Origin of the sequence: Aquirhabdus parva, assembly GCF_003351745.1 — a bacterium.
Classification (GTDB): Bacteria; Pseudomonadota; Gammaproteobacteria; order Pseudomonadales; family Moraxellaceae; genus Aquirhabdus; species Aquirhabdus parva.
Genome location: NZ_CP031222.1, coordinates 388,391 through 415,139, shown reverse-complemented (window position 1 = coordinate 415,139; position 26,749 = coordinate 388,391). Strand labels below are relative to the sequence as shown.

The following is a 26,749-nucleotide window of genomic DNA, read 5'->3' as shown; positions in this document are numbered from 1 at the left end:
CCCTTAGCCACCTACTTGTAATTGCTGAGGCTGCAGTAAACTTTCCACAATCTCTGCGGCACCTTCTACACCTGGTGCAGCTCTTAAAGCGGCTCCTAAACGAGCAGACTCGACACCAAGCTGCGAATTGGCAAACAGCTCAAGGATGGTGTTACGTGCCGTATTGGCAGTCACCTTGCCATGCCGCATAAAAATTCCAGCACCGGCATCAATCACTTGCCGAGCGATAACGGGTTGATCGTCACGGATTGGAGCCACAATGAGTGGCAGGTCATGAGACAACGTTTCACACACCGTGTTATGACCGGCATGAGAAATCACTGCATCCACCTTTTGTAGCAGTTCCCATTGCGGTACAAAATCAGAAATCAAGACATTAGGTGGCGCTTTGTCTTTCAGAACGGCAGGCGCCACCATAACGGCTTGGATATGATCCAGACCCGTCAATGCCTCCATGATCACCTCGAAAAAACGCGTGTCCCGATCTCGACTGACCGTCCCTAGACTCACATATAATTTCTTTGTATCGTCTTTGAACCAATCCCAAGGGAAATCAACATGCCGACGTCCGCCACCCAGTGTTGGGCCCACAAAGGCATAAGGAGCTTCAACCCGAGCGTGCTCCTGACCGAGCAGTGCTTCGATCGAAAACACAATGACGCGGTAAGGTGAGAAATCTGGTCGTTCTGTGATTAGCTGAGGTGGCAAATAGCGTTTTTGTAACCCCATATATTGTTCAGCGACCCACGCATCAAGCATGGGTGAGAGCTTGAGGATGGATGCGGTTGTGGTCACGAGAGACACCCACGGCAACTGAAATTTGCGTGCGACTAACGCCCCTGCAGGCATCTGATGGTCAACCACCATCACATCGGGTTTGAAGCTGCGGACCGCATCTTCAAGCAATGGTAAGCTTTGCTCGGCGAGCGGAATCGAATAATCCTCAAAGAATAAACGCACGCTTTCTATGCCACGGACCGCAGGAACTTCAATGCCATTAACCGCATCACCCGCATCCAGCGAAAAGACCCGTGCACCCTCAGGCAGTCGAGAACCCACTCGCTCTGCATGTACTGCCCAAGCAATCTCATGTCCATGCCGTTCAAGGACCGCCGCAAGGGCAAGAGCTGGATTAAGATGCCCAACCAGTGGTGGCGCCGTAAATAGAATTCGTGCCATACGTTTTATCCCTTCGCTAATGCCGCGCTCACATAATCAGTCAGTTCACCCACACTTAATCCAATCAATTCATGAATACTTTTTCCCGCTAGCCAATCGGCAATATTCAGATGCGTACCGTAATGTTGCTGGATGGCATTGGCAATTTTGACAAATTCAATGCTTTCAATTTCAAGATCATCATTAAAACGCGTCGTGGCATCAATCTCATAGTCCATGATCCAGTCTTCGTTAATGGATGTACGAATCTTCTCAATCACAACGGCTAAAACTGTTTGGTTATCACTCATAGTCACCTCTTAGACTTCCCTATTATTAATAATGTTATTAAAGAAATTCGTGTGTGGTTGATTCAGACTCTTCTTGAGAAAAAGACAATTGACTATCTAAACTCCAACCCAAGACATGATCATGCAGGTGATGCGTGACAACCCAGCGATCATTAATGAGCAGACAGTCTCCATCACGTGCCGTGACGATATAGTCGCGTAAATGGCCGCCGAGTCCAGTCCCAGCGGCCTTAGCCACGACCTCTTTGGCCACCCAACCACGGGTATAGGAGACTTCCGGTAATTCCGATGCCTGCATTAAGAGTGCTTGCTCTTCTCGACTAAAAACCATAGCAATAAAATCTGCATCCCGTAGTTCTACGCGTTCAATATCTATGCCAACCGGTTCAATACCGACAATCGCTGCCGCGAGATGATCTTTGTGCGAAATCGAAATATATAAATGATCATTCCCATGATCATGCACGCTCTTCGTGACATTTGCATGGACATGTGGCGCCCCCTGCTCATCATTCACAATCACGATTTCTTGCGGATAGACTAAGCTTGCGCCTCGTTCACGAACCCACGTCAGTACAGCATCCTTGGCTGCAACTCGACCACTGAGCCACTGCCGACGCTTGCGGGGTGCCAAGTTCTCATAGAGGTGGCGTTCTTTTTCAGTCAGATAACGCCGACTTATGTATTCACGCAATATGGCGGTGTCATAACGATCATCAAAGAGCATTACGTTCGGCGGCACGCGCTTTGAGACGGTATATTTCGACAATAATCGCGATGCTTCCCAGAATACTTTATCCATCTGATAACGGCGTGTGCGCCAGCCGTCGATACTGATACACACCTGATCCTGTGCGTTACGCAGTAGAAGGTCACTGACACAATTAAGGGTATCGACTTCGCGAACACGCACCTCTGCCATGGTCAGATCACCGGGTATGGGATCAGTGGCGTGAAAACGAATGCAATCCACACCGATCGGCATCGCCAAGCAATTATCCGGCTGTTCCATCACCCAATAACCCGCTAGCTGCCCCATATTATCCAGTAAGGACCCACTGCCATTGGGCACACGTAGCACACCATCAATACCATTGATCCCAATCTGTTTAAACTGCTCCACCCCTTGATAAGTTGGACCATGGAACATCCAACCTTGACTATAGAGCTCTTGTGCACTCACCGCCGTCTTACGAGGCTGTTGCAATGGTGCCAATTTTTGAACTTGCGCAACCGGCCACTCTGCCGCCACAACAACTTGCGCTTTAAAATAACCGACGATTTCCACAGCGATCGTGTCTTCGGCTACGGACTGCAGGGTGATTTCAACCGTCACAGGTTTTGTGACTACCAACCAGTTATAGGCTTGAATGCTGCGTACTTCGATCACCTTCCAAGCAGGACGCAGATTTGCAATCGCCTGTTCGACAGCCTCCCGCACCAGCATCACCTCCATGGTCAATGGCACGACTGGATGACAATCGGCCATGATGGGCCAGTTGGGTCGCTGCGGATAAAGCGCATGATCCTTCACCCAAGGAATGGTGGTTTCTAAATCCAAAAGACGGGTAACTCGAGTATCGAGATCTAAAGCCGTTGGTGTGGTCGATAAGCACGCTGGTAACGATGCAGGTGGGACATGACCCGCCCGGTGTTGCTGCCAAAGCGCCAGTACGTCACGTCCAGCCTGCTCGATATCCGCCAAGGTATCACGCATCAAACGACCGACAGGATCATTGGGCAATACGATCGAATCAGATAAGCGAGGTGCTGCAAACGATCGCCCAACATCTGAACGAGATTGACGAGGGAGAGGATCATGAACACGCAGCAATGGAACGCCCAGCGTTAAACGTCGGGATGTTGCACTCAGTGGCGAATCCATTGCCACTTGCGGCGGCTGTGTTTGTGTCGATTGCAACAGACTTAAATCCAGTTCGGCACCCTCAACCCATAGCGCAGCACTCAGCATCTGCAACTGTGCTAGGCCACTACGCGCTTCGTGATTAGCATGTAGTGCATGGTGTGGACGACCCGTCAACGTATCATCAATAAAACCGGGGAGTGAACCAGTACCCACTTGCACAAAAACGCGAAAGCCATCGTCATAGAGCGCTTCTGTTAATTCGCGAAAACGCACAGGTTCGAGTAAATGATCCAACGCCAACTGACGCTTCGCATCCATATCCTTGGGAAAAGGCTTGGTACTGGTCGCAGACCACACTGGAAGTGCGGGTTCGCGCAACTCTGCAGCCCCAAAGAAATCCCGATACCAATCCATATGATCGGCAAATAATGGAGAATGAAACCCTGAAACAATGGGTAAGATTTGGACAAAGATACTCTGACTGCGTAACCGCTCGGCCGTCACCGCAATTGCACTGCGCTGTCCGCAGGCAATGACCTGATGTGGACAGTTATCATGAGAGATTGCGATGTCAGATAGATCGATCAGAGCTGCGCTTAAAGTCGCTTGATCACAGGCAGCGGCAAGGAACTGGACATCGGGAAACCGCATGGCATCAAAATCAAGACCGGCATTGGTCCGATCTGATAAAGCCTGATCCATCATCCCTGAGGTCAGCATGGCACTCCATTCTCCCACGCTATGCCCAGCGAAGCCCTGTGGTTGAATGCCCAATTCCGTCAAGATTTCAAATAAAAAGCGATTAAATCCGAGAAGGCCAAGGACGACTTTCAGCAGGTCTTGGCTCGGGTCAAGCGTCTGACACCATGCCGGTAATGGTCGATTAAAGAAACCAGCGAGATCGGTTGCCTGAGGGGAGAATGCACTATCCACTCCCGGAAAGACAAAAGCCAACTTACCGCCCGCCGTGAGTAACCCGCGCGGGGTAAACCAAATCTGTTGTCGTCCGGAATGTGGCTTGCCTGTCGCCACGACTTTTCGTGCAGTCACTAAACGCTTGGCATCAGGAGCAATCACCACTAAGCGACAATCCCCAGAACCTTCAGGCACACTATGACCTGCGATCAGGGCATCCAAATGAGCAAGCAACATTTCAGGATTTTCTGCGGCGAGCATCAATACATCAGGTAAGGCCGCCACCGAATTACTTGCAGGGTCACTAGGCAGCCCACGCAGCACCAGATGGGCATTGATACCGCCAAACCCAAACGCATTCAGTGCAGCAATCCGCTGTTCACGCGGTTGCAACCACGGTTCACTTTTTGCCGTAACACGAAATCGCGTTGTAGCGAGTCGAGGATGAGGTTCCGCACAGTGCAAAGTCGGTGGTAGTACACCATGATGAATCGATAGCGCCGTCTTGATTAAACCCGCCATCCCTGAAGCGGGCATGGTGTGGCCGATCATCGACTTTACAGAGCCAATGACGGGACGCTCTCCACTGCCGACATGCGGACCAAAGAAGTCCGCCATGGTTTCAAGCTCGATCTCATCCCCTGTCGGAGTTCCGGTTCCATGCGCTTCAACCAAGCCAATATCATCTCGTGTAAAAGGCAAATTCTGCCAAGCACGCTCTAGCGCAATGCCCTGACCTTTGGCCGAAGGTGCAACCAGACTGCTACTACGGCCATCACTGGAGGAACCTACCCCTTCGATCACTGCATAGATCCGATCCCCATCCGTCACTGCATCCTCTAAACGTTTCAGCACAGCCATGCCCACGCCTTCGCCAGCCAGAATGCCATCGGCCTCTGCCGATAGTGGACTGATAATGCCACGCCGAGACAATGCCCCCAACTGACAAAATGTCGCCCAGAAGGTCAAATCATGCGTCAGATGAGCGCCGCCAACCAACATCATGTCGACATCACCCCGTGATAGCATGGCACAAGCCTGCTCAACAGCCAGTAAGGAACTGGCGCACGCGGCATCAACCGTATAAGCAGGACCGTGCAAATCCAGACGATTGGCCAGACGCGAGGCTATCAAATTCGGAATCAGGCCCGAGGCCATATCAGGGCCATAATAGGACAGCTCCGCTTGCAAGCGCGTACGTGCCTCCGCCAACGCCTCTTCGGTCATATCCGGAAATAAGTCACGCAGTGTCTGGATAATCTGCGGCAACATCCTCACATGCTGCTCTAACCGCAGTACCCCAGCACTGACATAATTACCACGCCCGACAATAACACCCGTCCTCGCACGGGCAAAATCACGATCACTGTAGCCTGCATCTTGCAAAGCCTGATAGCCAACTTTGAGGGTAAGCAGTTGATCCGGTTCAACAACCTCGGCAATATTAGGCATAATGCCAAATTGCAACGGATCAAAATCCGCATAGTCATCCACAAAACCACCACGGCGACAGTAGAAACGATCAACCGCCTTCGAGTTCGGATCGAAATAGCTGGCATCCCAACGTGCGTTTGGCACATCACTGATCGCATCCACGCCATTGCAGATATTTTCCCAGAATTGGCGCATATTGGATGCACCGGGAAACAAGCAAGCCATCCCTACAATTGCGATTCTAGCCATACACTAGATCTCAACCAATTTGGCTTTACGCGTCTCACCTGCAAAGCTTTCTGGTCGACCAGACATCAGTACAATCTGCGTTTCAATGGACTGGCTACCCAGCTCTGCAAGGAGTGCGGCCACACCTTGCTGTTGAGGAATTAAGCCGATGCCTTTACGTGCATATTCGTTTTTGAGCGACTCAGAGACCATGCCGGTATCCGCCCAAGGCCCCCAATTCACCGACAATACCCGACCATCAATTTGCGACTGCCAATGATGCGCCAATTTGTCGAGTACATCATTCGCAGTTGCATAGTCCACTTGCCCACGGTTGCCAAAGGCACTGGCGACGCTTGAGAAAAACACCACAAACCCGACATCTTTACGAATATGCTGGCTTAAAATCACTGCGCCTTTTACTTTGGTATCAAAAACACGGGAAAAACTTTCATCGCTCTTGTCACGAACCAGTTTATCCTCAACCACGCCGGCCCCATGAATCACACCGTCAATACGGCCACGCTGATGGTAAATACTGGTAATAAAATCACTAAAAATCTGATCATCACGGACATCCAGTGCCGTGTAATTCACTGTACTGCCCGCAGCACGAACGGCTGCAAGCGTAGCCCGAAAATCACGATCTGCCAAAAGGCGACGCGCCAGTCTTTCGACCTCGGCAGGCTTACGGGTCTTGTCTTCGGCCAACAAAGCCTGGCGCAGTAAACGCTGATCGCTGATCCCGCGCGTTGCCTCGGACTCCACATCCTGAGGTGGTGCAGAACGCCCTACCAACTCGACATGACACTGATAACGCCGAGCCAGTTCAACCGCCACCAGTGCAGTAATACCTCGTGCCCCACCCGTCAGCAGTACAACGCTCTCTCGATTCAGTGGCAAATTCGCGATACTGGCAGGGTCTAGTTCAGAATGTAGAATATTCAACTGCCGACGATGTCCCTGACGCCAAGCCACTTCAGGTAATGCATCGGCTGAATGAAGTTCAGACTCAATATAACCCGCCAAGATATCAGGCGCTTCATGGGTGTCCACATCTACCCAATGGGCACGGAGTTCAGTGAACTCCCGAGACAAGGACTTGATCATCCCTGCCATGCCACCACCACGTACATAGTCTGGGCTGGTCGCACTAAAATCACCACCCAGACCCGTCAACACCAACAGATGACGCATCTTATGCAAGAGTGCGGTGCGGGTTGCGGTAAAGAAACGTTTGATATCATCAATCTGACTCTGTGGATTGATGCTCCACAGATGGATCAATCCATCAATCTCAGTCAGTTCCGGGATCAACTCCACGCCATTCGTAAAATCGACCAGTTGAACACGTGCTCCCAACTGCTCAAGGCGCGGTACCAGTAATGTCGCAATCCCCAACCCATCGTTGGTCATCAAAAAACGTAAACCTGACAAGTTTAAGGTTGCAGACTTCTGAGGTTCGATAGTTTGACTACGCAAGATATAGCGTTCAAAGGGAATCGCATCCGCAGCATTTTCCTTAACTAAGGCATTTGTCGTCGGTTGATTGGTCGACTGGTGAGAGTCTTGTAACCAGTCCAACATTGCTTTGAGCGTTTTGCAGGCCGCCAAATGATCCAACATGGCGTCCCGATCAGCGCCACCTGCTGCATTCAGTTGATTAAGCAACTGACCCACAATCTCCAGACGTTTGATCGAATCAATCGACAAGTCCGCTTCAAGATCAAGGTCCAGATCCAATGCTTCAACCGGATAACCCGTACAGTCGCTTACGATCGCCAATAATATCTCGGCAACAGGTTGTGGGGTTTTCACGGCAGGTGCCGCAGTTGTCTCTGTCGCTCTATCAGTAGGCACTTGAGCATCTGGTAAATGCTGTTTGAGCCAGTCGAGGACTGCGCGTAATGTTTTTTGTGTTGCGAGTTGCTCAAGCAGTGCATCCGCACCTGTACCTAACGCACTCCTCAGCGACAACTTCTGAGACAACTCACCAATAATTTCCAGACGCTTGATGGAGTCGATCGACAGGTCCGCCTCAAGATCCAAATCCAGATCCAGCATTTCGCTGGGATATCCGGTGCGATCACTGACTAAAGCCAGCAAAATACTGCGATGATCTTGGCTAGACGGCATGGCTGAGGAAGGTGCAACAACTTCTATTGGAGCAGTCACTGTAGGTAACACAGGCACAGCTAATGTAGGACTCGGTGCTGGGGCTCTAACCGTAGTCGGCGCACCAAAGAAACCCAATAACACATCGCGCTGCGCATGGACCATGTCACGCATATTGTTGAGATAGCTAACGATCGCTTGTTCATCTGCATTGGGTGTGCTGCTGACTTGTGCAACGGCATGCTGCACTACAGAACCCGCTGCAACTTGAATCACAGGATTCAGTGTCACTACGCCAGCATGTGCAGGCGCTTTGCCTTTGAGCGGCCATGCACGTCCACCGTTGACCATCCACGTCGAAGCAGACAAAACCTGCGGCTGATCCAAGTCAATAACCGTCGCACGCCCCTTGTAAAGTGCACTGGCATCAAAATCAGGCAATAGCGTTGCCAGTTGCGCAAGTGACTCAAACAGTCCTTTTAGTCCTTTATGGTCATGATCAATAGCTATAGTCGTATGGGGTTTATCTTTCAAAATACGACCCACCAGACGCGTCAATACCGTTCTTGGACCAATTTCAAGAAAAACCCGAGCGCCATCAGCATACATGCGCTCAATTTCAGCGACAAAACGAACCGGATGACTAATATGCGCACTTAACGTGGTGCGGATATTGACGGCGGCAGAGTCATAAGGCGCCGCAGTCAGGTTGGAATAAACCGGCCATTGCAGCTCCCCAATTTCATAGTTTTCGAGTACATCCGCATAACGTTGGCTAGCACCAATCATCTGCGGTGAATGAAACGCACAGGCCGTTTCGATCTGCCTACAAGCTACACCGTGTGCCTTCAGATGCGCCATCGCAGACAAAACATCTGGACTTGGGCCAGAGATAACCGTCTGAGTCGGGCTATTTTGATTGGCCAAGACCACTGTGGAAAAATCTGTCAAAAGGTGTTCAAGTGCCGTGGCATCCAAACTAACAGCCGCCATCTTACCGGGATCGTTACACTCGACGGATACCATGGCATTTGCACGAGCCTGCGATAGCTTGATCAGCGTCTCTACATCAAATGCACCAGCAGTTGCTAGCGCAGCCAGCTCCCCATAGCTATGCCCTGCAGCCATATCAGGTTTCAAACCGAAGTTTGACAACCAGCGGAAAGCCGCATACTCAACCAGACCCAATGCGGGCTGTGCTTGACGGGTATCCGTCAGCTTTCGCTGCTGCTCGGCATGCGTCGCATCATCATAAGCTGTATTTGGATAGAGGATCGGCACATGCTCAGCACCTACTGCCAAAATATCCTGTAACTCAGGAAAATAGACAAACAGTTCACGCAGCATGCCCGGATATTGACTGCCTTGCCCTGAAAACAAGTAGGCCAATTTGCCATTGGCAGCATTTGCATCGCGATAGCTAATCCCTTGATCACGGCTTTGTGTCAATGCACCGCTGATCTTGCTCTGCAGTTGCTCTAAGCTTCCCGCAACAAAAGCCAATTGCACAGGACCTGAACCCGCCTCCCAAAGTGTCACGGCTAGGTCACGCAAGTAAAGCGCTGAACTTGAGGCCGTGATCAACGTACTGAGACGACCCAGCGTGTTTGTCGCATCCGCCAGACTATGACCGCGTACTGCAAATAACTCAGCAGGAAATCTCAGCGCCCCATAGACACTCTGATGGGCAGGCCATGCAGACAACACTGCATGAAAATTCGCACCGCCAAAACCAAATGCGCTTACTGCAGCACGTGCAGCCGTGTGACTAGGTGCAAGCCAAGGACGAGCCTGCGAATTTAAATTAAATGGACTGCTGCTCGGTTGATACCAGTCATTCGGACTCGTAATAGATTGGGTCCCAGGCAATACACGGTGATGTAGTGCTTTGGCAATCTTAATCAAGCCCGCCACACCCGCAGCACACTTGGTATGGCCGATCTGGCTTTTCACCGAACCAAGACCCGCCTGACCTGCAAGTGCCCCGCCCGCAGAGTAAACTTCAGTCAAGGTCTGAAGCTCGGTGCGATCCCCAACGACTGTGCCCGTACCATGCGCTTCGACCAAGCCTATATCAGCTGGCAAGATACCTGCCTGCCAGTAAGCTCGCTCAAGGGATCGTTTCTGACCTTCTTTGCGTGGTGCTGTCAGACCTAAGCCCTTGCCATCACTAGATCCGGCAATTCCATCAATCACAGCATAGATCCGGTCGCCATCACGTTTGGCATCGGCCAAACGCTTTAGTACCACCACACCAACACCCTCGCCTAAAGCAATACCATCGGCTTCATTATCAAAAGAACGACAACGGCCTTTGGCGGATAGTGCTCCTACGGAAGAGAACATCAAATAATCATTGATACCATTATGAAAATCAGCACCACCAGCAAGCACCATCTCACTGGTATGTGCACGTAGCTCCTTAACCGCAAGTTCAATTGCCGTAAGAGAACTGGCACATGCCGATGTCACCGCATAGTTGACACCGCCCAATCCCAAACGATTGGCTATACGCCCTGAAATGACATTAACCAACATGCCAGGGAAAGAATCTTCGGTTAGCTTAGGCAGTGTATTGGCAAGCTCTGGCGGGATATCACCGCCGTATTGCTGCCATAAATTACGAAACGTGTATTGGCTACTGAGGTCCATCCCGGCCTCAGCCCCAAAAATTACTGACGTTTTTTCACGGTCGAACCAGCGCTGTTCATACCCTGCATCCCGTAGCGCTTGACCAGCAACTTCCAATGACAGCAGTTGCACAGGCTCAATCGCCGCTAAAGACGCAGGCGGAATGCCAAATTTAAGGGGATCAAAAGGGGTATCGGGAATGAAGCCCCCCCACTTGCTCACACTCTTATCGGCAGGTGCATTGGCACCGCGATAATACTGAGAGACCGACCAGCGTTCTTCTGGAACTTCAGTAACCAGATCACGCTCAGAAAGAATATTCTCCCAGTAACTTTCCAAATCTGGAGAGCCCGGATATAGACAAGCCATGCCGACAATCGCAATCGGTTCAGCCTGATGCGCAGGAATCAGTTCAGGTGGGGTCAACGCATTTAAATATGCGACAGCACCTGTCGTCACTTCTTGATGGAGTTCGGCAATCGTGGTCACTGCACTTTTCATGGCAATGACTTGGCCGATCATATACATGCCTTCATCGGACTGAATTTGGCTGGATACTGCAACAAGCTGGCCATTAACCCGATCAACGCCTTTGGTCGCAATACGCAAACGACCTACGGTCAAATCTTCAAGCTGTTTCCAAGCCTGTTTCTGATCCACCCCTTGTTGTTGTAAACGAGACTTTTCGTTGGCAAACAAAGTCATGAAACCCGAAGGGATACAGCGAATCGCATGCCCCGGAGCAGTCTCAACCAAAGCAGTCGTCGAACCCGCCAGCGCTCGACTTTGAAAATCAGCCAATACCGCACCAGCACTCACCGCCTCAGCTGTTGCGATATACGCAGTACCCATCAATATGCCGACCTTTGCACCGCGTGCAGCCAGTGGCGCCGCAATAGCAGCCACCATGGCACTGGATCTGGCATCATGAATTCCGCCCGCAAACAAAATATGCAAGCGTTCTGGATGTTCATATTCAGTCAAGTAATGAAGCACTTGCTCCCACAGCACAAAGCTATAGCGTGGCCCAACATGACCACCACACTCGCGGCCTTCAAAAACAAAGTGTGTCGCCCCTTCTTTCAAAAAGAGGTCAAGTAATCCTGGTGAAGGGACATGGAGATAAGTCGCGATACCCATCTCTATAAACGGACGGGCTTGTGATGGACGACCACCAGCCAACAGTAAAACACTGGGCTTAAATTCACGGATCAATGCGAGCTGCGGATCAAGAATCGCTCGATCTGCAAAACCCAACACCCCCACACCCCACGGCTGATCACCAACTTGCTGACGTGTCGCTTCCAGCAAGTCGCGAGATGAAGCTTCGTTCATCAAGGAAAGTGCAGTAAAGGGCAAACCTCCAGCATCCGCTACAGCCGCTGAAAAAGCAGCCGTATCACTGACTCGGGTCATCGGGCCTTGTGCAATGGGATAACGTGTGCCATGAGACGTTGCCCAAGCATTGCCTTCTGCAAACACACTTAAACTTTGTGCCTGATGCAACTGACCAGCAATCCGTGTTCGCAAGGTATTAATCAGAACTTCAATGGAAGAACACTTCGCAGATACCGCTCGGGCAAGCGCCGCATCCTGACCAATTGCCAGCAGTTGATCCTCTCCTGTTTCCAGCAATCCTGCACGAACATCTTCAACAGTCAGATGATCAAGCACCGAAGACTGTAGGTGTTTTTTGGTCAACACTTGATAACCTGACAGGCAGCGCACCTCACTACCATCCAGATCAAGAATGCGCTTCTTGAGTTCAGGGCCCAGAGAACTCTCCGCAAAAGGGGCAAGCACAGCATCAAGTACGATGCCTGTCGCGCCCCCAGCAAATGCGGCGGCTGCGGTATGAAGTCCTATACCGCCTTGACACCAAACCGGAATCTCACGGTTTCCGACCCACTCCACCAAACGTTGCAATAAGACAAAGCTACTTTCAGCGCCACTTAAACCACCGCTTTCTTGACCTTTTGCAATCAAGCCAAGTGCGCCGTTCTCCACCGCATCTTGAGCCGCCTCAACGGAACAAACTTGCGCCAATCGGGGCACAGCCAGCCATGAGGAAGGCAAATCCACCTGCTCAGCGACAATTAAGAACTGCACCGACTTAGGCAACTCCAGACCATCTACAACCACACCATCGGGTATCCGTAAGCCTAGGCCGGCTAAATGTTCCTGTGTAACCTTATGCAATAAATCAGGCCATAGGGTGGCATCGCGGCCAATATCAATTGCGGATGCAACATCATGCTTACACAGAATACGTGCCAAAGGAAGATCAGGAATTTCAAAAGGTGTAATCGCCAACAGACGCGCAGCCGAAGGCACAAATTCAGGAAGTGGGAGCCGTTCTTTAGACAAATCTTTAGACATCCGCTGCATACGATCCTACCCTTAAAAACTCAATTCGACCTAACGTGAGAAACTGGTCACAAATCCATTTATCATGGCTAAAATTCAAAGATATAATTTCTTAAAAAGATGTACTTCTTATTAAATACTATACTATCGACAACACTATACTAAAAAAATACTCGACTGAACTTAGTGTAAAAATGTCGAACCATGACAAAACTTTATGTGTGTTTATGTAAAAAATCATTAAACGGTGAAGCAGGTCGCATAATCCGAAACATTCTCTTTGCATACTGGATTAATCTGACCGCATACTTGGCTTAAAACGTTTGTAACTAATCTTTACGGGTATCCTCAATCATGCTTTTGAACCTGCGTTTACTCCCCTTGACGACTGTGATGGTGCTGACCACGTCAGTACATGCTATGGATCTTTTAGAAACGTTGCATCTTGCTAACCAAAATGATCCCAACTTTGCTGCAGTCCAAGCCTCTCGTGGCTTGGCAGAACAAACCACGGCAATTGCACGCTCATCCTTGTTGCCGCAAGTCGTTGTCAATGGCGGAATCAGTCGCAATAGCTGGAATCAGGATCCCGTCACGATCTCATCTGCTTTTCCGACCGTTGGTGGAAAAACGTCTTATAACTCCACTGTTTGGGGAGCGCGGGTCACACAACCGCTGTTCAACTGGTCGGCTTACCACCAGTTTAAGGCCGCTAAATCTCAGCGCTCGCGCGATGAAGCCAAGGCTGATGAACAAAGCCAAAATCTCATGCTCCGCGTCGCTGAATCCTACTTCAACGTGCTGCGAGCCCAAGAAACGCTCATCCTTGCACAAACCCGTGAAGCATCACTCAATAAAAATCTGGAAGAAACACGGGCACGACTGCATGTCGGACTCATTCCAAAGGTTGACGTGCTTGAAAGCGAAGCACAAAGAGACAGCGCCACCAGCGAACGCTTAACCGCTGAAAATCAACTCAATAGCGCTAGAGAAACGTTAAATGCCTCAACAGGCGTGAGAGTCGACTCACTTGCACAGCTGGGTGATAACCTCCCGATCGTCGCCCCCATACCCAATGACGTAGATGCATGGGGAAAACTGGCCATCGCCAAGAACCCCCAACTCATCGCGCTCAATTATGATACTGAGGCCAATGAGTCTAATCGAACTTCATTACGTTCTGGGTATCTTCCCGCAGTTAATCTCTATGCCAGTTATAATGACCAAAATAACTCAGGGAATAGTAGCGTTGCGACAGCATTGAGCTCGGGTAAATCAGCAGCAGTCGGTGTTGAAGCGCGCTGGGAGCTGTATGCTGGAGGCCGAACGCTGGCAAGTGAACGACAAGCCGCCTATCAAACCGATTTATCACGTCTCAATCTACAATCATCACAGCGCAGCATTGAAAATCAAACGCGTACATTATTTATGACCGTCAACACTGACGCTTCCCGTGTACAAGCCAGTCGCCGCAATGTGGCTTCTGCCGAGATGGCTTACAATGTGGTCGAGTCTGGATATAGTGTTGGTAATCAAAGCATGGTAGATCTGCTGGCGTCCGAAGCGCGACTCTATGCTGCACGTCGGGATCTCGCTGATAGCCGCTATGACTATGTCATTCATAGCTTGCGCCTGCACGCCTCCGCTGGAGTACTAGATGAAAGCGTCATTACTCAGGTCAACAATTGGCTGGTTGGACAGTCCAAATCAAGCCCCAATAAACGCTAAAGAAGTTTAATCAAAAAATATCATGAATTTTCATTGAGGTAGCGTAGCCCAAAGTGGATATTGGCTTCCAAAAAGCCCGTACGGCTACCACAATCAAAGCGCTTACCTGACAGAGGTACACCGATCATTTTTTCAGTCTCCAGTAAAACAGCGATCGCATCGGTCAATTGAATTTCACCCCCTTTACCTCGCGCAATATGTGGCAAAGACCCCATGATATTACCGTGCAAGATATAGCGCCCCACTACAGACCAATTACTCGGTGCGGCTGCTGGTGTCGGTTTCTCGACAATACCCTTGATGACTATCGGAGTTGTTTTATCACTTTCCGGCTTAATCACGCCATATTTTTCTACCTCTGACCAAGCCACCTGCTCCAGTGCAAGTACACTACAGCGCTCTCTATGGTGTACAGCCATCAACTGTTCCAGCGCCCCAACCGGATAACCATCAATTAAATCATCCGGCAGAAGCACTGCAAAATACTCATTCGGACTAATCAGGGGATTCGCACAATTCACCGCATGCCCAAGCCCTAACGCCTCAGACTGGCGGACATAAATGCATTGCACATGCGAGGGAATGATATTGCGCACGATCTCAAGCGCTTCTTCTTTTTGTTTTGCCGCAAGCTCATTTTCAAGTTCAGGATTCCGATCAAAATAATCCGCAATGGCATTCTTGGTTCGACCCGTCACAAAAATCAGTGTTTCGCAGCCCGCCTCTATCGCCTCACGGACCGCATAGTCAATGATCGGACGATCAACCACTGTGAGCATTTCTTTTGGAATGGCCTTGGTTGCAGGCAAAAATCGCGTTCCCAATCCCGCAACAGGAAAAATCGCCTTCTGAACTGACATATCACGGTATCCTTAAAATGTTTGATGATTAAGAGATCGATAACAATGACAGGCAAAGCAAAAAAGTGAGGTCTAATGGATTTGATGAATAAAAAAACGAAAACTATTCTATTTCGCCGCCTTCTTATAGTGCAGCTCATGTTCATATCTTGACTATACGGTAAACGAGGAGAAAGTCACTACTTCATTGCGTGATAATTTCGGTTTAAAATAACCGCTTATTTAAATACTTCATGACGTAGTCATCTCTGCCCACCTAGGGTTCGTATATCGCAACTAACTAAGGTAGGTGTCGAAGTTCTAATCCGAGTCTTAGCCAATGAACTTCGCGGACGTAACATCAGCGTTAATAGTGTCGCACCCGGTCGTGTAGAGACCGAACTTTTCTTCACAGGCAAGAGTGATGAACTGATTCAAAAGCCCTGTCTTGCCGCACCCCTGGAGCGTTTAGACAAACCACAAGACATCGCTCATGTCATTTCATTTCTTGCAGGGCCCAAAGGGGCATGGATTAACGCAAAAATTATTCGCGCTAATTGGAGATTTGTATAAACAACAGCTTTATAGGACCACTTTTAATCAATTACTAAATGACATAAAAAAATCCCAACATCTAGGATGTTGGGATTTTTTTTACGATGATGAATTATCGCTTGAATATGGTGGCGTGGCCCAGGATCGAACTGGGGACACATGGATTTTCAATCCATTGCTCTACCGACTGAGCTACCGCGCCGAAGGTGTGCATTAAATCGAAATCGCCATTTCAAGTCAAGGGGCATATGCACGAATATGTACTATATGGCGGATTCTTGTTCGTATTCGTTGAAATAAAGACGATTTCGTTCAAATAGCGATCTACAGCGGTGTATGAATGAGGCCCAAATGCGCCAAGGTCCGATGAATTGCTCCGCAGCCCGGTTGAAAGCTCGTCACGCCGAGCGCTTGTTCATGTTCCGTCACAGCACGAATTAACTGCTCCGCAACTCCCCGCCCCCGATTAGCAAAATGTACAACGATATATTGCAGCATCCGTTCAGCACCACGGCCAGTCACCCAGATTGCGGCGATGACTTTATCGTTAAACTCTGCGGTATACAGCTTGGCATGAAAGTCCGTCGTATAGGACTGTGCACTCAACGCCAACGCTTTCTCTAAACGTTCAACCGCATCCATCCCATCGGCAAACTCAGGACTGATGTCGTATAAGTTCTCTAGCTGATCTTTTAAATTATCATCGAGCGTTTCATAAGCATGAATCGTAATCGGCATGTTTATCCTCATTGAATCAAATGATTCAGGTAGCAAGTCCCCAATTATACAACAGTTGCGCTATAATTCAGTGCTATCCCTATTTTTACTCTGAGTTCTTACACTGAGAAGCATGATGACTGAACAGAGCACCTATCCAAGCAGCGATCGTATCGCTGAAGTCGTGCGCAATACCAATGAAACCAAAATTCGTGCACGCGTCAACCTCGATGGGACTGGCGCAGGGGCATTGAATACAGGCGTTCCTTTTCTTGATCATATGATTGATCAAATCAAACGTCATGGTTTATTTGATATTGATATCGAATGCGATGGCGACTTGGATATTGATGATCATCATACCGTCGAGGATTGTGGCATCACGCTCGGTCAAGCTTTCGCACAGGCACTCGGCGATAAAAAAGGCATTCGTCGTTATGGGCATTTCTATGCGCCACTCGATGAAGCCTTATCACGCGTGGTGGTCGATATCTCTGGTCGCCCTGGCTTGTTTATGGATATTCCCTATACCCGTGCCCGCGTCGGAACGTTTGATGTCGATTTATTCTCAGAGTTCTTTCAAGGTTTCGTCAACCATGCCTTGATGACCTTGCATATTGATAATCTCAAAGGCAAAAATAGCCATCATCAGATTGAAAGCGTATTCAAGGCATTTGCGCGTGCGCTGCGGATGGCCTGCGAAGCGGACCCCCGCGCAGCAGGAACAATCGCTTCAACCAAAGGTAGTCTGTAAATGACCCGTATCGCGTTACTTGATTATGGGATGGGCAATTTACACTCCGCAGCAAAAGCGCTGGAACACGTTGGGGCGACAGTAGATGTTACCAATGATCCATTGCTCATTGCCAAAGCAGACAAAATCGTTTTCCCCGGTGTGGGAGCCATGCGAGACTGTATGGCGGGCATGCGTGATGCAGGTGTTGATGTCGCGGTCAAAAATGCCGTGTTTAATAAGCCTGTATTAGCCATCTGTGTCGGTATGCAAGCGCTGATGCAGCATTCGGTTGAAAATGGCGGTGTCGACTGCCTAGGTATCTTTAAAGGAACGGTTGAACGCTTCCCCGATATTGCAGGCTTAAAAGTGCCGCATATGGGCTGGAATCAAGTCCAACAGCAAGACCCAAGCCATCCCCTGTGGCAAGGTATCGCACAGAACAGTCGCTTTTACTTTGTACATAGTTTCTATGTGATGCCACAAGACCCCGCTCTTGCCGCAGCGACTTGTGAATACGGCAATCGCTTTGTCTGCAGCCTGTCCAAAGAAAATCTCTTTGCTGTGCAGTTCCATCCTGAAAAAAGCCATACCGCGGGCTTACAACTTCTTAAAAACTTTGTGGAATGGCGAATCTAATTTCGCCGTTTCAACCTGCATTATTAAACCATCATGTTTGTATATCTATTTTAATTCATTTAATTTTTATAATTTAATTTGACTTATATACCCAAGGCATTTATATCTCATTGGGTTGTTACGCAATTTAAATTCACTCATTAAAGAATAAAGGATTTCAATCATGACCGAACAAACATATACCCCACCCCCACTACTGCCAAATGAATTAACCGATGATAAACCTTGGTCAGCCAAAGGTCGTTTTGGACGACTTTCTTATCTGGCTTGGACACTTGTAAGCACTATTGCTTTTTATATTATTTTGTTCCCAGTTGCATTTGTCTTTGGTGGTTTTAGCGCACTTGCTGGAGGCAGTGAATCAAGCTTTGCAGGACTGGGAATCGGTTTAATACTGGCGTTTGCCGTACTTTATATTGCATTTATTTACATCACGATTGTTTATGGTATACGACGGGCGCATGACATCAATATCAGCGGTTGGTGGTTATTATTATTTCTAATTCCTATTGTGAACATCATTTTTGGGCTTTACCTGCTCTTTGCAAGAGGAACCGATGGTCAAAATCGATTTGGCCCGCCACGTAAAACGTCTGAATGGGAAAAAATATTAGGTTGGATATATATCGCCTTAATCCCGATATCCATCATATTTTTCGCGGTTTTTGCCATCCCTGCTTACCAAGGCTATGTTACTAAATTACAAGAAACACAGCACAGCCAGACTATTGGCAATCAGACCTACACAGAAACATCGACCACTGAAACAACCACCGCGTACCCAGCAACGCCTGCCAGCTAAACTGAGTCCCCGATGAAGTTGCTTCACTGGAAACTTGCATTTCAGTGAAGCATTTTTTACCTACACCCACCACTAAGCCGCCTTAAATGTCAGCCATTAAATCTTTTTCGACATGCACATGAATATGGCATAATGCGCGCCTTGATTTCTACCTTAGACAATTCGCACTTATGTTATTAATTCCTGCAATCGATCTTAAAGATGGTCAATGTGTACGCCTAAAGCAAGGCCGTATGGAAGACGATACTGTATTCTCTGATGATCCTGTCGCCACCGCGACCCATTGGGTCAACGAAGGTGCACGCCGTCTCCATTTGGTTGACTTAAACGGCGCCTTTGCAGGAACACCCATTCATAAGAGTGTTGTTGAAGCGATTGCCAAAGTGCACCCCACCTTACCCATTCAGATTGGCGGCGGCATCCGTTCATTAGAAACCATTCAGCATTATCTGGATGCGGGTGTTTCTTATGTGATTATCGGAACAAAAGCCGTGCGTGAGCCTGAATTTGTGGAAGAAGCCTGCCGTCAGTTTGCAGGTCACATCATTGTCGGGATCGATGCCAAAGATGGCTGGGTTGCAACTGATGGTTGGGCGAATGTCACCGATGTGAAAGCCACAGACCTTGCCAAACGTTTCGCCGACGCCGGTGTCTCATCTATTGTCTACACCGATATCGCACGTGATGGCATGATGCAAGGTGTCAACGTCAGTCAAACTGTTAATCTAGCCACTGCATGTGGACTACCTGTGATTGCATCAGGTGGTGTGACCAATCTCGATGACATTCATGCCTTAAAAGGCCAACCGGGTATTCTCGGTGCAATTACCGGTCGCGCCATCTATGAAGGCACATTGAACTTGCGTGAAGCCCAAGCGATCTGGGATAACTGAATTCTCTGTAAAAGAACAGTATAAAAAAGGCACTCAAAAGTGCCTTTTTTTAATCCAGATTTTAAGCGACTTGTCGATTCTGCTCGACTGCCTTCAAGCGATTCACACAAGCCACAATGGCTTGAACTGATGCCGTAGTGATGTTGTCATGAATCCCGACACCAAATGTGGATACATTTCGCGCTTTATCCACAAGTTCAATCACTGCAATTGCTTTGGCACTGGCGCCTTGCCCTAAAGCTCGCTCTTCATAACTCACGACTTCTATCTGTGGCAATGATGCATGATTAAAGGCATTCAGCACAGCTGAAATAGGACCATTGCCCTGCCCCACCCAGTGTTGCGTGATGCCATCCTGCTCAACCACCAGTGTGACTTTTTCAGTATTTTCATCGATATGTTCAGGCTTGTAGCTCACATACTGATAAGGTTGTTGCACTTGAACATACTGCTGATTAAACAGCTGCCAGATGTCCTGTGCCCGCACTTCAGAGCCACTTTCATCAGTCAACACTTGCACCACTTGACTAAGCTCGATCTGCAAACGACGTGGTAACACCACCCCATAGTTAGACTCGAGCAAATAAGCGATACCACCTTTACCCGACTGGCTATTCACGCGGATCACCGCATCATAGTTACGTCCTAAATCTTTGGGATCAAGCGGCAAATACGGCATTTCCCAAAACTCGCCTTCTTGACGCATTGAGAAGCCTTTTTTGATTGCATCCTGATGCGATCCAGAGAATGCGGTAAAGACCAAATCCCCAGCGTAGGGATGACGTGGATGTACAGGTAAACGAGTGCACTCTTCGACAGTACGAATTACGTCATTGATATCAGAAAAGTCTAAATTAGGGCTAATGCCTTGGCTATATAAATTCAAAGCCAACGTCACCAAATCAACATTCCCTGTACGCTCACCATGACCAAATAAACAGCCTTCCACGCGATCAGCACCGGCCATTACACCCAACTCTGCTGCAGCCACCGCACAGCCTCGATCATTATGAGGATGCAAACTCAAAATCACGCCTTCACGGCGGGCAAGGTTACGATGCATCCATTCAATCTGGTCGGCATAGACATTGGGGGAAGCCACTTCAACCGTTGCAGGCAAATTCAAAATCACTTTGTTGGTACTGCTTGCCTCCCAGACTTCTGTAATCGCATCACAGACCTCTTTGGCAAAGGGTAGTTCTGTCGCAGTAAACGTCTCTGGGCTATATTGGAAAGTCCACTGTGTCTCAGGGTGCCGCGCTGCAATCTCTTTGATCTTTTTTGCGGCATGGATCGCAAGCGCCTTGGTTTCAGCTTGATCTAAGTTAAATACTGTTTGGCGAAAAACGGGGGACGTCGCATTGTAGACATGGACGATGACTTTCTTGGCACCGCGTACCGACTCCATCGTCCGCTCGATCAAATGATCACGCGCTTGGGTCAAGACCTCAATCGTCACATCATCTGGAATCAAATTATTTTCAATCAAACCGCGGACAAAATCAAAATCGGTTTGTGAGGCTGAGGGAAACGCCACTTCGATTTCCTTAAAACCGATTGCGACAAGTGCTTTAAACATTCGTAACTTCTGTTCAGCATTCATCGGCTCAAATAGTGCCTGATTGCCATCCCGTAAATCGGTACTCATCCAAATTGGCGCTTTACTGATGGTATTGTTTGGCCAAGTACGGTCTGGCAAATCCACACGCTGATAGGCTGGGCGATATTTTTTGCTGGGATCAGTTAACATCATGGTCATTACTCCACTCATAATTTAATTTTAATTAATATTTTCAATAGATTAGATAATTTTTTAAAACGAAAACGAATCCTGTTCAGACCAGATCAATTCAATAAGTTGATTGAATGAACGATAAGAAGATCGACATGGATCGAATCGGGTGTGCTATAAAAATAGCTCGGGGGCGAGGTGTTAGATTATATGCGCGCGACGCGCAGCAGCAGGTTCAGGCTAAGAGAGCCTGTTAAAAGAAGGGCGAAAACCGCAGTTGTAGATTTCATTATGGATCGAAATTAAAGGATTTTAGGGAATCGGTCAAGCGCTATTTTAATCAGTGCTCAATCAAATCCTCCCAGGCAGCAACAGTGACGCTTCGCGGCAAATGCATTCCCTCCAAAAAATGATGATAAAAATCAAAATCATCCCCTCCCTTTGGCAAAATAATGATGGCAATATCCTCAATAGAGAATTTAAACGTACTCGTCGATCGCCACTCACGTTCGCAATAAATCGTATCGAACTCGTTTTCATTAAACGTTTTGATGTACGCCAGAAAATCAGCATAACTTTTCCCAATTTGATCCCTACCATCTCCCAAATTCTCAAGTGCAGCGGATACGCTGAAAGAATCCGCTTTTTCATCAATCTCATTCGTGATCAGAATATCTTCAACCTCACTCTCAAAACTATCCAGCTCACTTTGGGCCTCGAAAGGATCAATCTCATCGATCGCAGAATAGCCTTGGTAAATAGAGTTCAGCAGTGCAGTATCTTCAAGGGTATACATGACGGGGTTAAAACCAGCTCGAACAATGGCTTCGCGATGAAAACCAATAGCTATCTTGCCATATCGATTGGCATGATAAGCCAGATGCTGAAGCGGGATATCAGCCACACAGCAAACAGGACTGGACTCCACCACCACAGGAAAATTCACGAGATGCTCTACCTCTTTTGAGCTCGTGTTAAATCTTCTTTTTTGCGGAATAATGACCTTAACAACCTCTCGATAATTGCCAACGCGGAGCTCACCACTACTCACGATAGACTTGAGTGCTTCATACGCAGATGCTGCGGGTTTTAATTGCGCTAATTGCTTATTAATCTGGATATCCCACTGTGGACCACCTGTAAAATGCCACAATATCTTTGAAACAGTTCCTGGTCTAAAGCTCATGTTCTTCTGCACGATAGAGTGATGTTCAGCAAATTTATAACGTATCTTTAGGCGGATGCTCAGCGAACCATGCTGCAATGCCCGCCATATGGCTTTCAAAATTACCAGGTATAGAGAAGTTTAAAATGCCTGCACGACTTATACTTCTATTCTCAAAATCATGCGTCATGCCACCAGGCGCTAAGATAAAAGACCCTCTTGGGGCATCGACCCAACGATCTCCCAGCAAAAAACTCATAGTGCCTTCTACCACATAAAAAACATCATCCTCATCATGGGCATGTTCACCCGGGCCTTGCGTCTTGGGTTCAAGCCACCATTCAGAAATCGAGTATTGATTCTGCGTTTCGGCCTCATCAGCTTTAAAGGTCGCACTAATGCGCCCCATGGGATAATGCCGCCCGTCACTAGGCGCTAAAAAAATACCTGCACGTATGGTTTTCTCTTGTTGGATACTCATCGAAATCCCTCTTTATTATTTTATGATCCGACTCATTCCCAGAGTCTTAAGGCCGTATAAAACGCTGTGGGAGTAAATGGCTTTTTCTAACCATTTGTTCAAAAAACACTCTGTCTGAAATTATCTTGAAAGGCATTGACTGTCAATCTCTAAAACTGAATTCATCACCGACCGATCATTCATTTTCTTTTTACTGCACTGCCAATCTCAATCGATCTACCACCATACGGCGCATTTCCTCAGGATCTTTTTCCATCACATCCTCACTAACTCGCCCCTCTGCGTGATTAACACTGGCCACATCTAAACGCAAGAACCAGAAGCGACATGCTGCAATCGCCAAATAAATGGGTAATGCAGCTAGCTCATCACTCGTCATCGGACGAATATGCTGATAAGCCGCCAGGAAAATACTGACTTTTTCGGCATTAAGTGCTACAGGATGCTGTACATCATCCCATGTACTGCAAAAATCATTCAGTGTGATGGCGATATCCAACAACCAGTCATCTACCATAACTTCAGAGAAATCCAGCAGTCCACTGAGCTGTGATCCGACATAGAGGGTGTTATCACGGAACAAGTCCGCATGAATTAATCCCTTCGGACGATCAGGATGCTGCTGTTTGATCAAATCAAACTTTGCAAAAACCTCATCAACCAGTTGCTGGTGCGCGAGTGGCATATGGACACGAAGTTCATCTTTGATCCGCGCCCACCACAGATGACCCCGTGTCGTTTGCCGAGTCGTATTATGCTGTAGTGGATCATCTTGCAACGCCAGATGAAATTGAGCCAGCGCAATGCCAACCGCCTCAACCTGAGGAATCGTCGGCACTGCTTGTTGCGGGAGGTGGGGAGATGAGCCTGCTAAGCGCGGTGCAAACTGAGCGGGCTTATCCGCAAGGATATGAATACGTTGACCCGCACCATCTGCCAAGGGCACGGCAACAGGTAGACCATGGGTCGATAAACGATACATGAGTTCAGCCAATATGGCTGCATTCTCAAAAGGAATAATCTCAAATATCGTCAACACAAACTCACGTCCATCAGAGGTCGTGACAAAATAATTGGTGTTTTCAATGCCCCCTTTAATCGGATTCAACGCGACCACATGTAGGTTGAAGCGCTGTGCAAAATCTTGCACCGCATCTAAAGAGACGACCGTATACACTGACATAGAAAAACCGTTTTACTTGACTGATGACATGGCCTTGCACCTTATAAATCGAGATTTTATAAGCCAAGGTTTGTTAATATAGCGCGATTGAATCGCCTTGTACGATTTGACTTCTGCAATCTGAACCACTTGGACAAAAATTATGCTGGCTAAACGTATTATCCCCTGCCTTGATGTTGATAATGGCCGCGTAGTCAAAGGTGTGCAATTCCTCGATATCCGCGATGCAGGGGACCCTGTCGAAGTTGCCCGTCGCTATAACGACCAAGGGGCAGACGAGATCACCTTCCTTGATATTACCGCAACTGCCCATGGACGTGATACCACCTATCGCACGGTCGAACGCATGGCGGAAAGCGTTTTCGTTCCACTGACCGTAGGTGGTGGAGTTCGCAAAGTCGATGATATTCGTCAATTGCTGAATGCTGGCGCGGATAAGGTCTCCATTAATTCTGCCGCAGTATTCACGCCAGAGTTTGTCGAAGAGGCGTCATCACGTTTTGGCGCTCAGTGTATTGTCGTGGCAATTGACGCCAAAAAAGTTGCTGATGGCAGATGGGAAATTTTTACCCATGGTGGTCGGAAACCGACGGGTATCGATGCCGTCGAATGGGCCATCAAAATGGCAAAACTGGGTGCTGGTGAATTGCTGGTGACCAGTATGGATGCCGATGGCACCAAAGCAGGTTATGACCTCGGTCTCATGAGCTCAATCACCTCTCAAGTTAATATTCCCGTCATCGCCTCTGGCGGTGTGGGCAATCTACAGCATCTGGCGGACGGTGTTCTAAAAGGAGGCGTCGATGCGGTGCTAGCGGCCAGTATTTTCCACTTTGGGCAATACACCATCCCGGAAGCCAAGCAATATATGGCGGATTTGGGGATTGAGATGCGTCTATAAAGTAAATTTTGTGACGCTATTCACATGAATTATTACAAAACATTACTTGGCATAGCATTTGCATTATAGTGTGCGATGGTGCTGGCGGGGTGGTAAGTTCCGGTTTGACGATAGGATATCACCCATTACTCAGAATCTTGCACCCCCTGCCACCATCACCTTATTTTTGTTGAATATAATTTTAATAATGCACTCAATAAATACACGTTTGACGTAAACTCGCATAAGAAAAGTGCCTTCATCACCCTCGATAAATGGATGATCTCTTGCTCAATCCCAACGCTGCAATTCCTCTCCTTGAACAAACACCGTTGTTAGTCTTTATTCATTTGACTGCGGCGATATTGGCCTTTGTTTTCGGCCTCATCATGCTGATCAGAAAAAAAGGAACACCCGCGCATAAACGCTTGGGAAGAGTCTGGGTTGCGCTTATGACTTTTACGGCACTCAGTTCTTTTTTTATTCAAACTCAAGGTCACTTCAGTGTGATCCACGTATTAAGTGTCCTGACCTTGATTGCATTATTTCGTGGGGTTTATGCCATTCGTCATGGCGATCAACGGACTCATCGACGCAATATGCTTCTTGCATATGGAGGCCTTGTGATTGCTGGGCTATTCACATTAGACCCCCATCGTCTGCTTGGTCATTTACTATTGGGTTAGTCTCTTTTACCTAAACGGGGCACAATTTGCTCAATATTTTCTTTGAGTAACTCTCGCCCTTCTTTCAAGGTTTCACGCCCCTCTTTAATACCTTCTTTGAAGGTTTCGCGGCCTTCTTTGATCCCTTCTTTGATATTTTCACGTAGATTTTGACGTAATGATCGTGCGGCATGCGTCAGACCTGCCGTTAGGCCACTCCGTTCTTCATGCTCATTTTGATGCAATAGATCATTACCCACCGTGAGCTCAAGCGCAAAGATCCGTTGCCGTAATTCAGCAGGCAACGCTGCTTTCTCTAAGGTTTTTGCATCAACCATGACCGCAATAGCCTCGCCCGTCGCAACCAACTCTTGTTGTGCCGTACTAAAAAGCGTATAGGCCATACGAAAACCTGAATTACGCACCTCGACCACTTGTACGCCGATTTCAAGCACATCCGGAAAAAATACGGGGCGTAAATAACGACAACTGCTGGATGCAATCACTGCCGACAACCCTTGACCAAAGGCATCAAGTTTATTGAGATACTCAACGCGCGCACTTTCGATATAGCGGTAATACATGACATTATTCACATGTCCAACCGCATCCATGTCGCCCCAAGCAACATTCTGAAGATAAATCACAGCAAATTCTTTGAGTGAACTCATGGTGGAAATTCCAAAGAAAAATTCAAATATCGATAAATAA

18 protein-coding genes, 1 tRNA gene and 1 pseudogene are annotated in these 26,749 nt (G+C 48.2%); 8 read left to right on the top strand and 12 right to left on the bottom strand.

What is annotated here, in order from left to right; translation table 11 throughout:
• Positions 1 to 3 precede the first annotated feature (3 nt).
• Genes HYN46_RS01865 through HYN46_RS01850 form a run of 4 tightly spaced genes read right to left on the bottom strand, consistent with a single transcriptional unit; the run spans position 4 to position 13,047 of the window.
• Positions 4 to 1,179 (bottom strand): glycosyltransferase, encoded by a 1,176-nt coding sequence (locus HYN46_RS01865; RefSeq protein WP_114897853.1) that lies wholly within the window; start codon positions 1,177 to 1,179, stop codon positions 4 to 6.
• A 5-nt stretch (positions 1,180 to 1,184) separates the two neighbouring features.
• Positions 1,185 to 1,469, bottom strand: a complete 285-nt coding sequence (locus HYN46_RS01860; protein ID WP_114897852.1) for an acyl carrier protein — start codon at positions 1,467 to 1,469, stop codon at positions 1,185 to 1,187.
• Positions 1,470 to 1,506: 37 nt separating this feature from the next.
• Positions 1,507 to 5,934, bottom strand: a complete 4,428-nt coding sequence (locus tag HYN46_RS01855) for a type I polyketide synthase (RefSeq protein ID WP_114897851.1) — start codon at positions 5,932 to 5,934, stop codon at positions 1,507 to 1,509.
• A gap of 3 nt (positions 5,935 to 5,937) precedes the next feature.
• Positions 5,938 to 13,047, bottom strand: a complete 7,110-nt coding sequence (locus tag HYN46_RS01850) for a type I polyketide synthase (RefSeq protein ID WP_114897850.1) — start codon at positions 13,045 to 13,047, stop codon at positions 5,938 to 5,940.
• 333 nt (positions 13,048 to 13,380) lie between these two features.
• Here HYN46_RS01850 and HYN46_RS01845 point away from each other — a divergent pair, with 333 nt between their 5' ends.
• Positions 13,381 to 14,754: a TolC family outer membrane protein gene (locus tag HYN46_RS01845; protein WP_114897849.1), complete on the top strand. Its 1,374-nt coding sequence runs from the start codon at positions 13,381 to 13,383 to the stop codon at positions 14,752 to 14,754.
• Positions 14,755 to 14,774: 20 nt separating this feature from the next.
• On the opposite strand, the gene galU is transcribed toward HYN46_RS01845, so the two are convergent.
• Positions 14,775 to 15,614: a UTP--glucose-1-phosphate uridylyltransferase GalU gene (gene galU, locus HYN46_RS01840; protein WP_114897848.1), complete on the bottom strand. Its 840-nt coding sequence runs from the start codon at positions 15,612 to 15,614 to the stop codon at positions 14,775 to 14,777.
• Positions 15,615 to 15,881: 267 nt separating this feature from the next.
• Between galU and HYN46_RS17590 the strand changes: the two genes are divergently transcribed.
• Positions 15,882 to 16,166 (top strand): SDR family oxidoreductase, encoded by a 285-nt coding sequence (locus tag HYN46_RS17590; RefSeq protein WP_114900524.1) that lies wholly within the window; start codon positions 15,882 to 15,884, stop codon positions 16,164 to 16,166.
• Between the two features lie 108 nt (positions 16,167 to 16,274).
• On the opposite strand, the gene HYN46_RS01830 is transcribed toward HYN46_RS17590, so the two are convergent.
• Together HYN46_RS01830 and HYN46_RS01825 are read right to left on the bottom strand one after the other, a co-directional pair.
• Positions 16,275 to 16,350: transfer RNA gene (locus HYN46_RS01830), tRNA-Phe, on the bottom strand.
• Positions 16,351 to 16,472: 122 nt separating this feature from the next.
• A complete protein-coding gene (locus HYN46_RS01825) occupies positions 16,473 to 16,886 on the bottom strand; it encodes a GNAT family N-acetyltransferase (RefSeq protein WP_114897847.1) in 414 nt (137 codons plus the stop codon).
• Between the two features lie 115 nt (positions 16,887 to 17,001).
• Between HYN46_RS01825 and hisB the strand changes: the two genes are divergently transcribed.
• The 4 genes from hisB (at position 17,002) to hisA (ending at position 19,932) form a co-directional block, all read left to right on the top strand.
• A complete protein-coding gene (gene hisB, locus HYN46_RS01820; protein ID WP_114897846.1) occupies positions 17,002 to 17,619 on the top strand; it encodes an imidazoleglycerol-phosphate dehydratase HisB in 618 nt (205 codons plus the stop codon).
• Positions 17,620 to 18,237, top strand: coding sequence for an imidazole glycerol phosphate synthase subunit HisH (gene hisH, locus HYN46_RS01815; protein WP_114897845.1), 618 nt, complete (start codon positions 17,620 to 17,622; stop codon positions 18,235 to 18,237).
• A gap of 163 nt (positions 18,238 to 18,400) precedes the next feature.
• Positions 18,401 to 19,039, top strand: coding sequence for a DUF805 domain-containing protein (locus tag HYN46_RS01810; protein WP_114897844.1), 639 nt, complete (start codon positions 18,401 to 18,403; stop codon positions 19,037 to 19,039).
• Positions 19,040 to 19,209: 170 nt separating this feature from the next.
• Positions 19,210 to 19,932 (top strand): 1-(5-phosphoribosyl)-5-[(5-phosphoribosylamino)methylideneamino]imidazole-4-carboxamide isomerase, encoded by a 723-nt coding sequence (hisA, locus tag HYN46_RS01805; protein ID WP_114897843.1) that lies wholly within the window; start codon positions 19,210 to 19,212, stop codon positions 19,930 to 19,932.
• Positions 19,933 to 19,993: 61 nt separating this feature from the next.
• Here hisA and leuA read toward each other — a convergent pair whose 3' ends face one another.
• The 4 genes from leuA to HYN46_RS01785 form a co-directional block, all read right to left on the bottom strand.
• Positions 19,994 to 21,685 (bottom strand): 2-isopropylmalate synthase, encoded by a 1,692-nt coding sequence (gene leuA / locus HYN46_RS01800; RefSeq protein ID WP_114900523.1) that lies wholly within the window; start codon positions 21,683 to 21,685, stop codon positions 19,994 to 19,996.
• A gap of 319 nt (positions 21,686 to 22,004) precedes the next feature.
• On the bottom strand, positions 22,005 to 22,928 hold the full coding sequence (locus tag HYN46_RS01795; RefSeq protein WP_210009292.1) for an abortive infection system antitoxin AbiGi family protein: 924 nt from the start codon (positions 22,926 to 22,928) through the stop codon (positions 22,005 to 22,007).
• Positions 22,885 to 23,310, bottom strand: a complete 426-nt coding sequence (locus tag HYN46_RS01790) for a cupin domain-containing protein (protein WP_210009290.1) — start codon at positions 23,308 to 23,310, stop codon at positions 22,885 to 22,887. The genes HYN46_RS01795 and HYN46_RS01790 overlap by 44 nt, the downstream gene beginning before the upstream one ends.
• Positions 23,311 to 23,500: 190 nt before the next feature.
• Positions 23,501 to 24,493: a homoserine kinase gene (locus HYN46_RS01785; RefSeq protein ID WP_114897841.1), complete on the bottom strand. Its 993-nt coding sequence runs from the start codon at positions 24,491 to 24,493 to the stop codon at positions 23,501 to 23,503.
• A 142-nt stretch (positions 24,494 to 24,635) separates the two neighbouring features.
• Between HYN46_RS01785 and hisF the strand changes: the two genes are divergently transcribed.
• The gene (hisF, locus tag HYN46_RS01780; protein WP_114897840.1) at positions 24,636 to 25,394 is read left to right on the top strand and encodes an imidazole glycerol phosphate synthase subunit HisF; all 759 of its coding nucleotides are present in this window, start codon (positions 24,636 to 24,638) and stop codon (positions 25,392 to 25,394) included.
• A 266-nt stretch (positions 25,395 to 25,660) separates the two neighbouring features.
• Entirely contained in the window at positions 25,661 to 26,059 is a 399-nt protein-coding gene (locus HYN46_RS01775) for a DUF2306 domain-containing protein (RefSeq protein ID WP_162818062.1), read from the top strand.
• A gap of 218 nt (positions 26,060 to 26,277) precedes the next feature.
• Here HYN46_RS01775 and HYN46_RS01770 read toward each other — a convergent pair.
• Positions 26,278 to 26,709: pseudogene (locus HYN46_RS01770) on the bottom strand (acyl-CoA thioesterase); the annotation flags it as partial.
• Positions 26,710 to 26,749 lie beyond the last annotated feature (40 nt).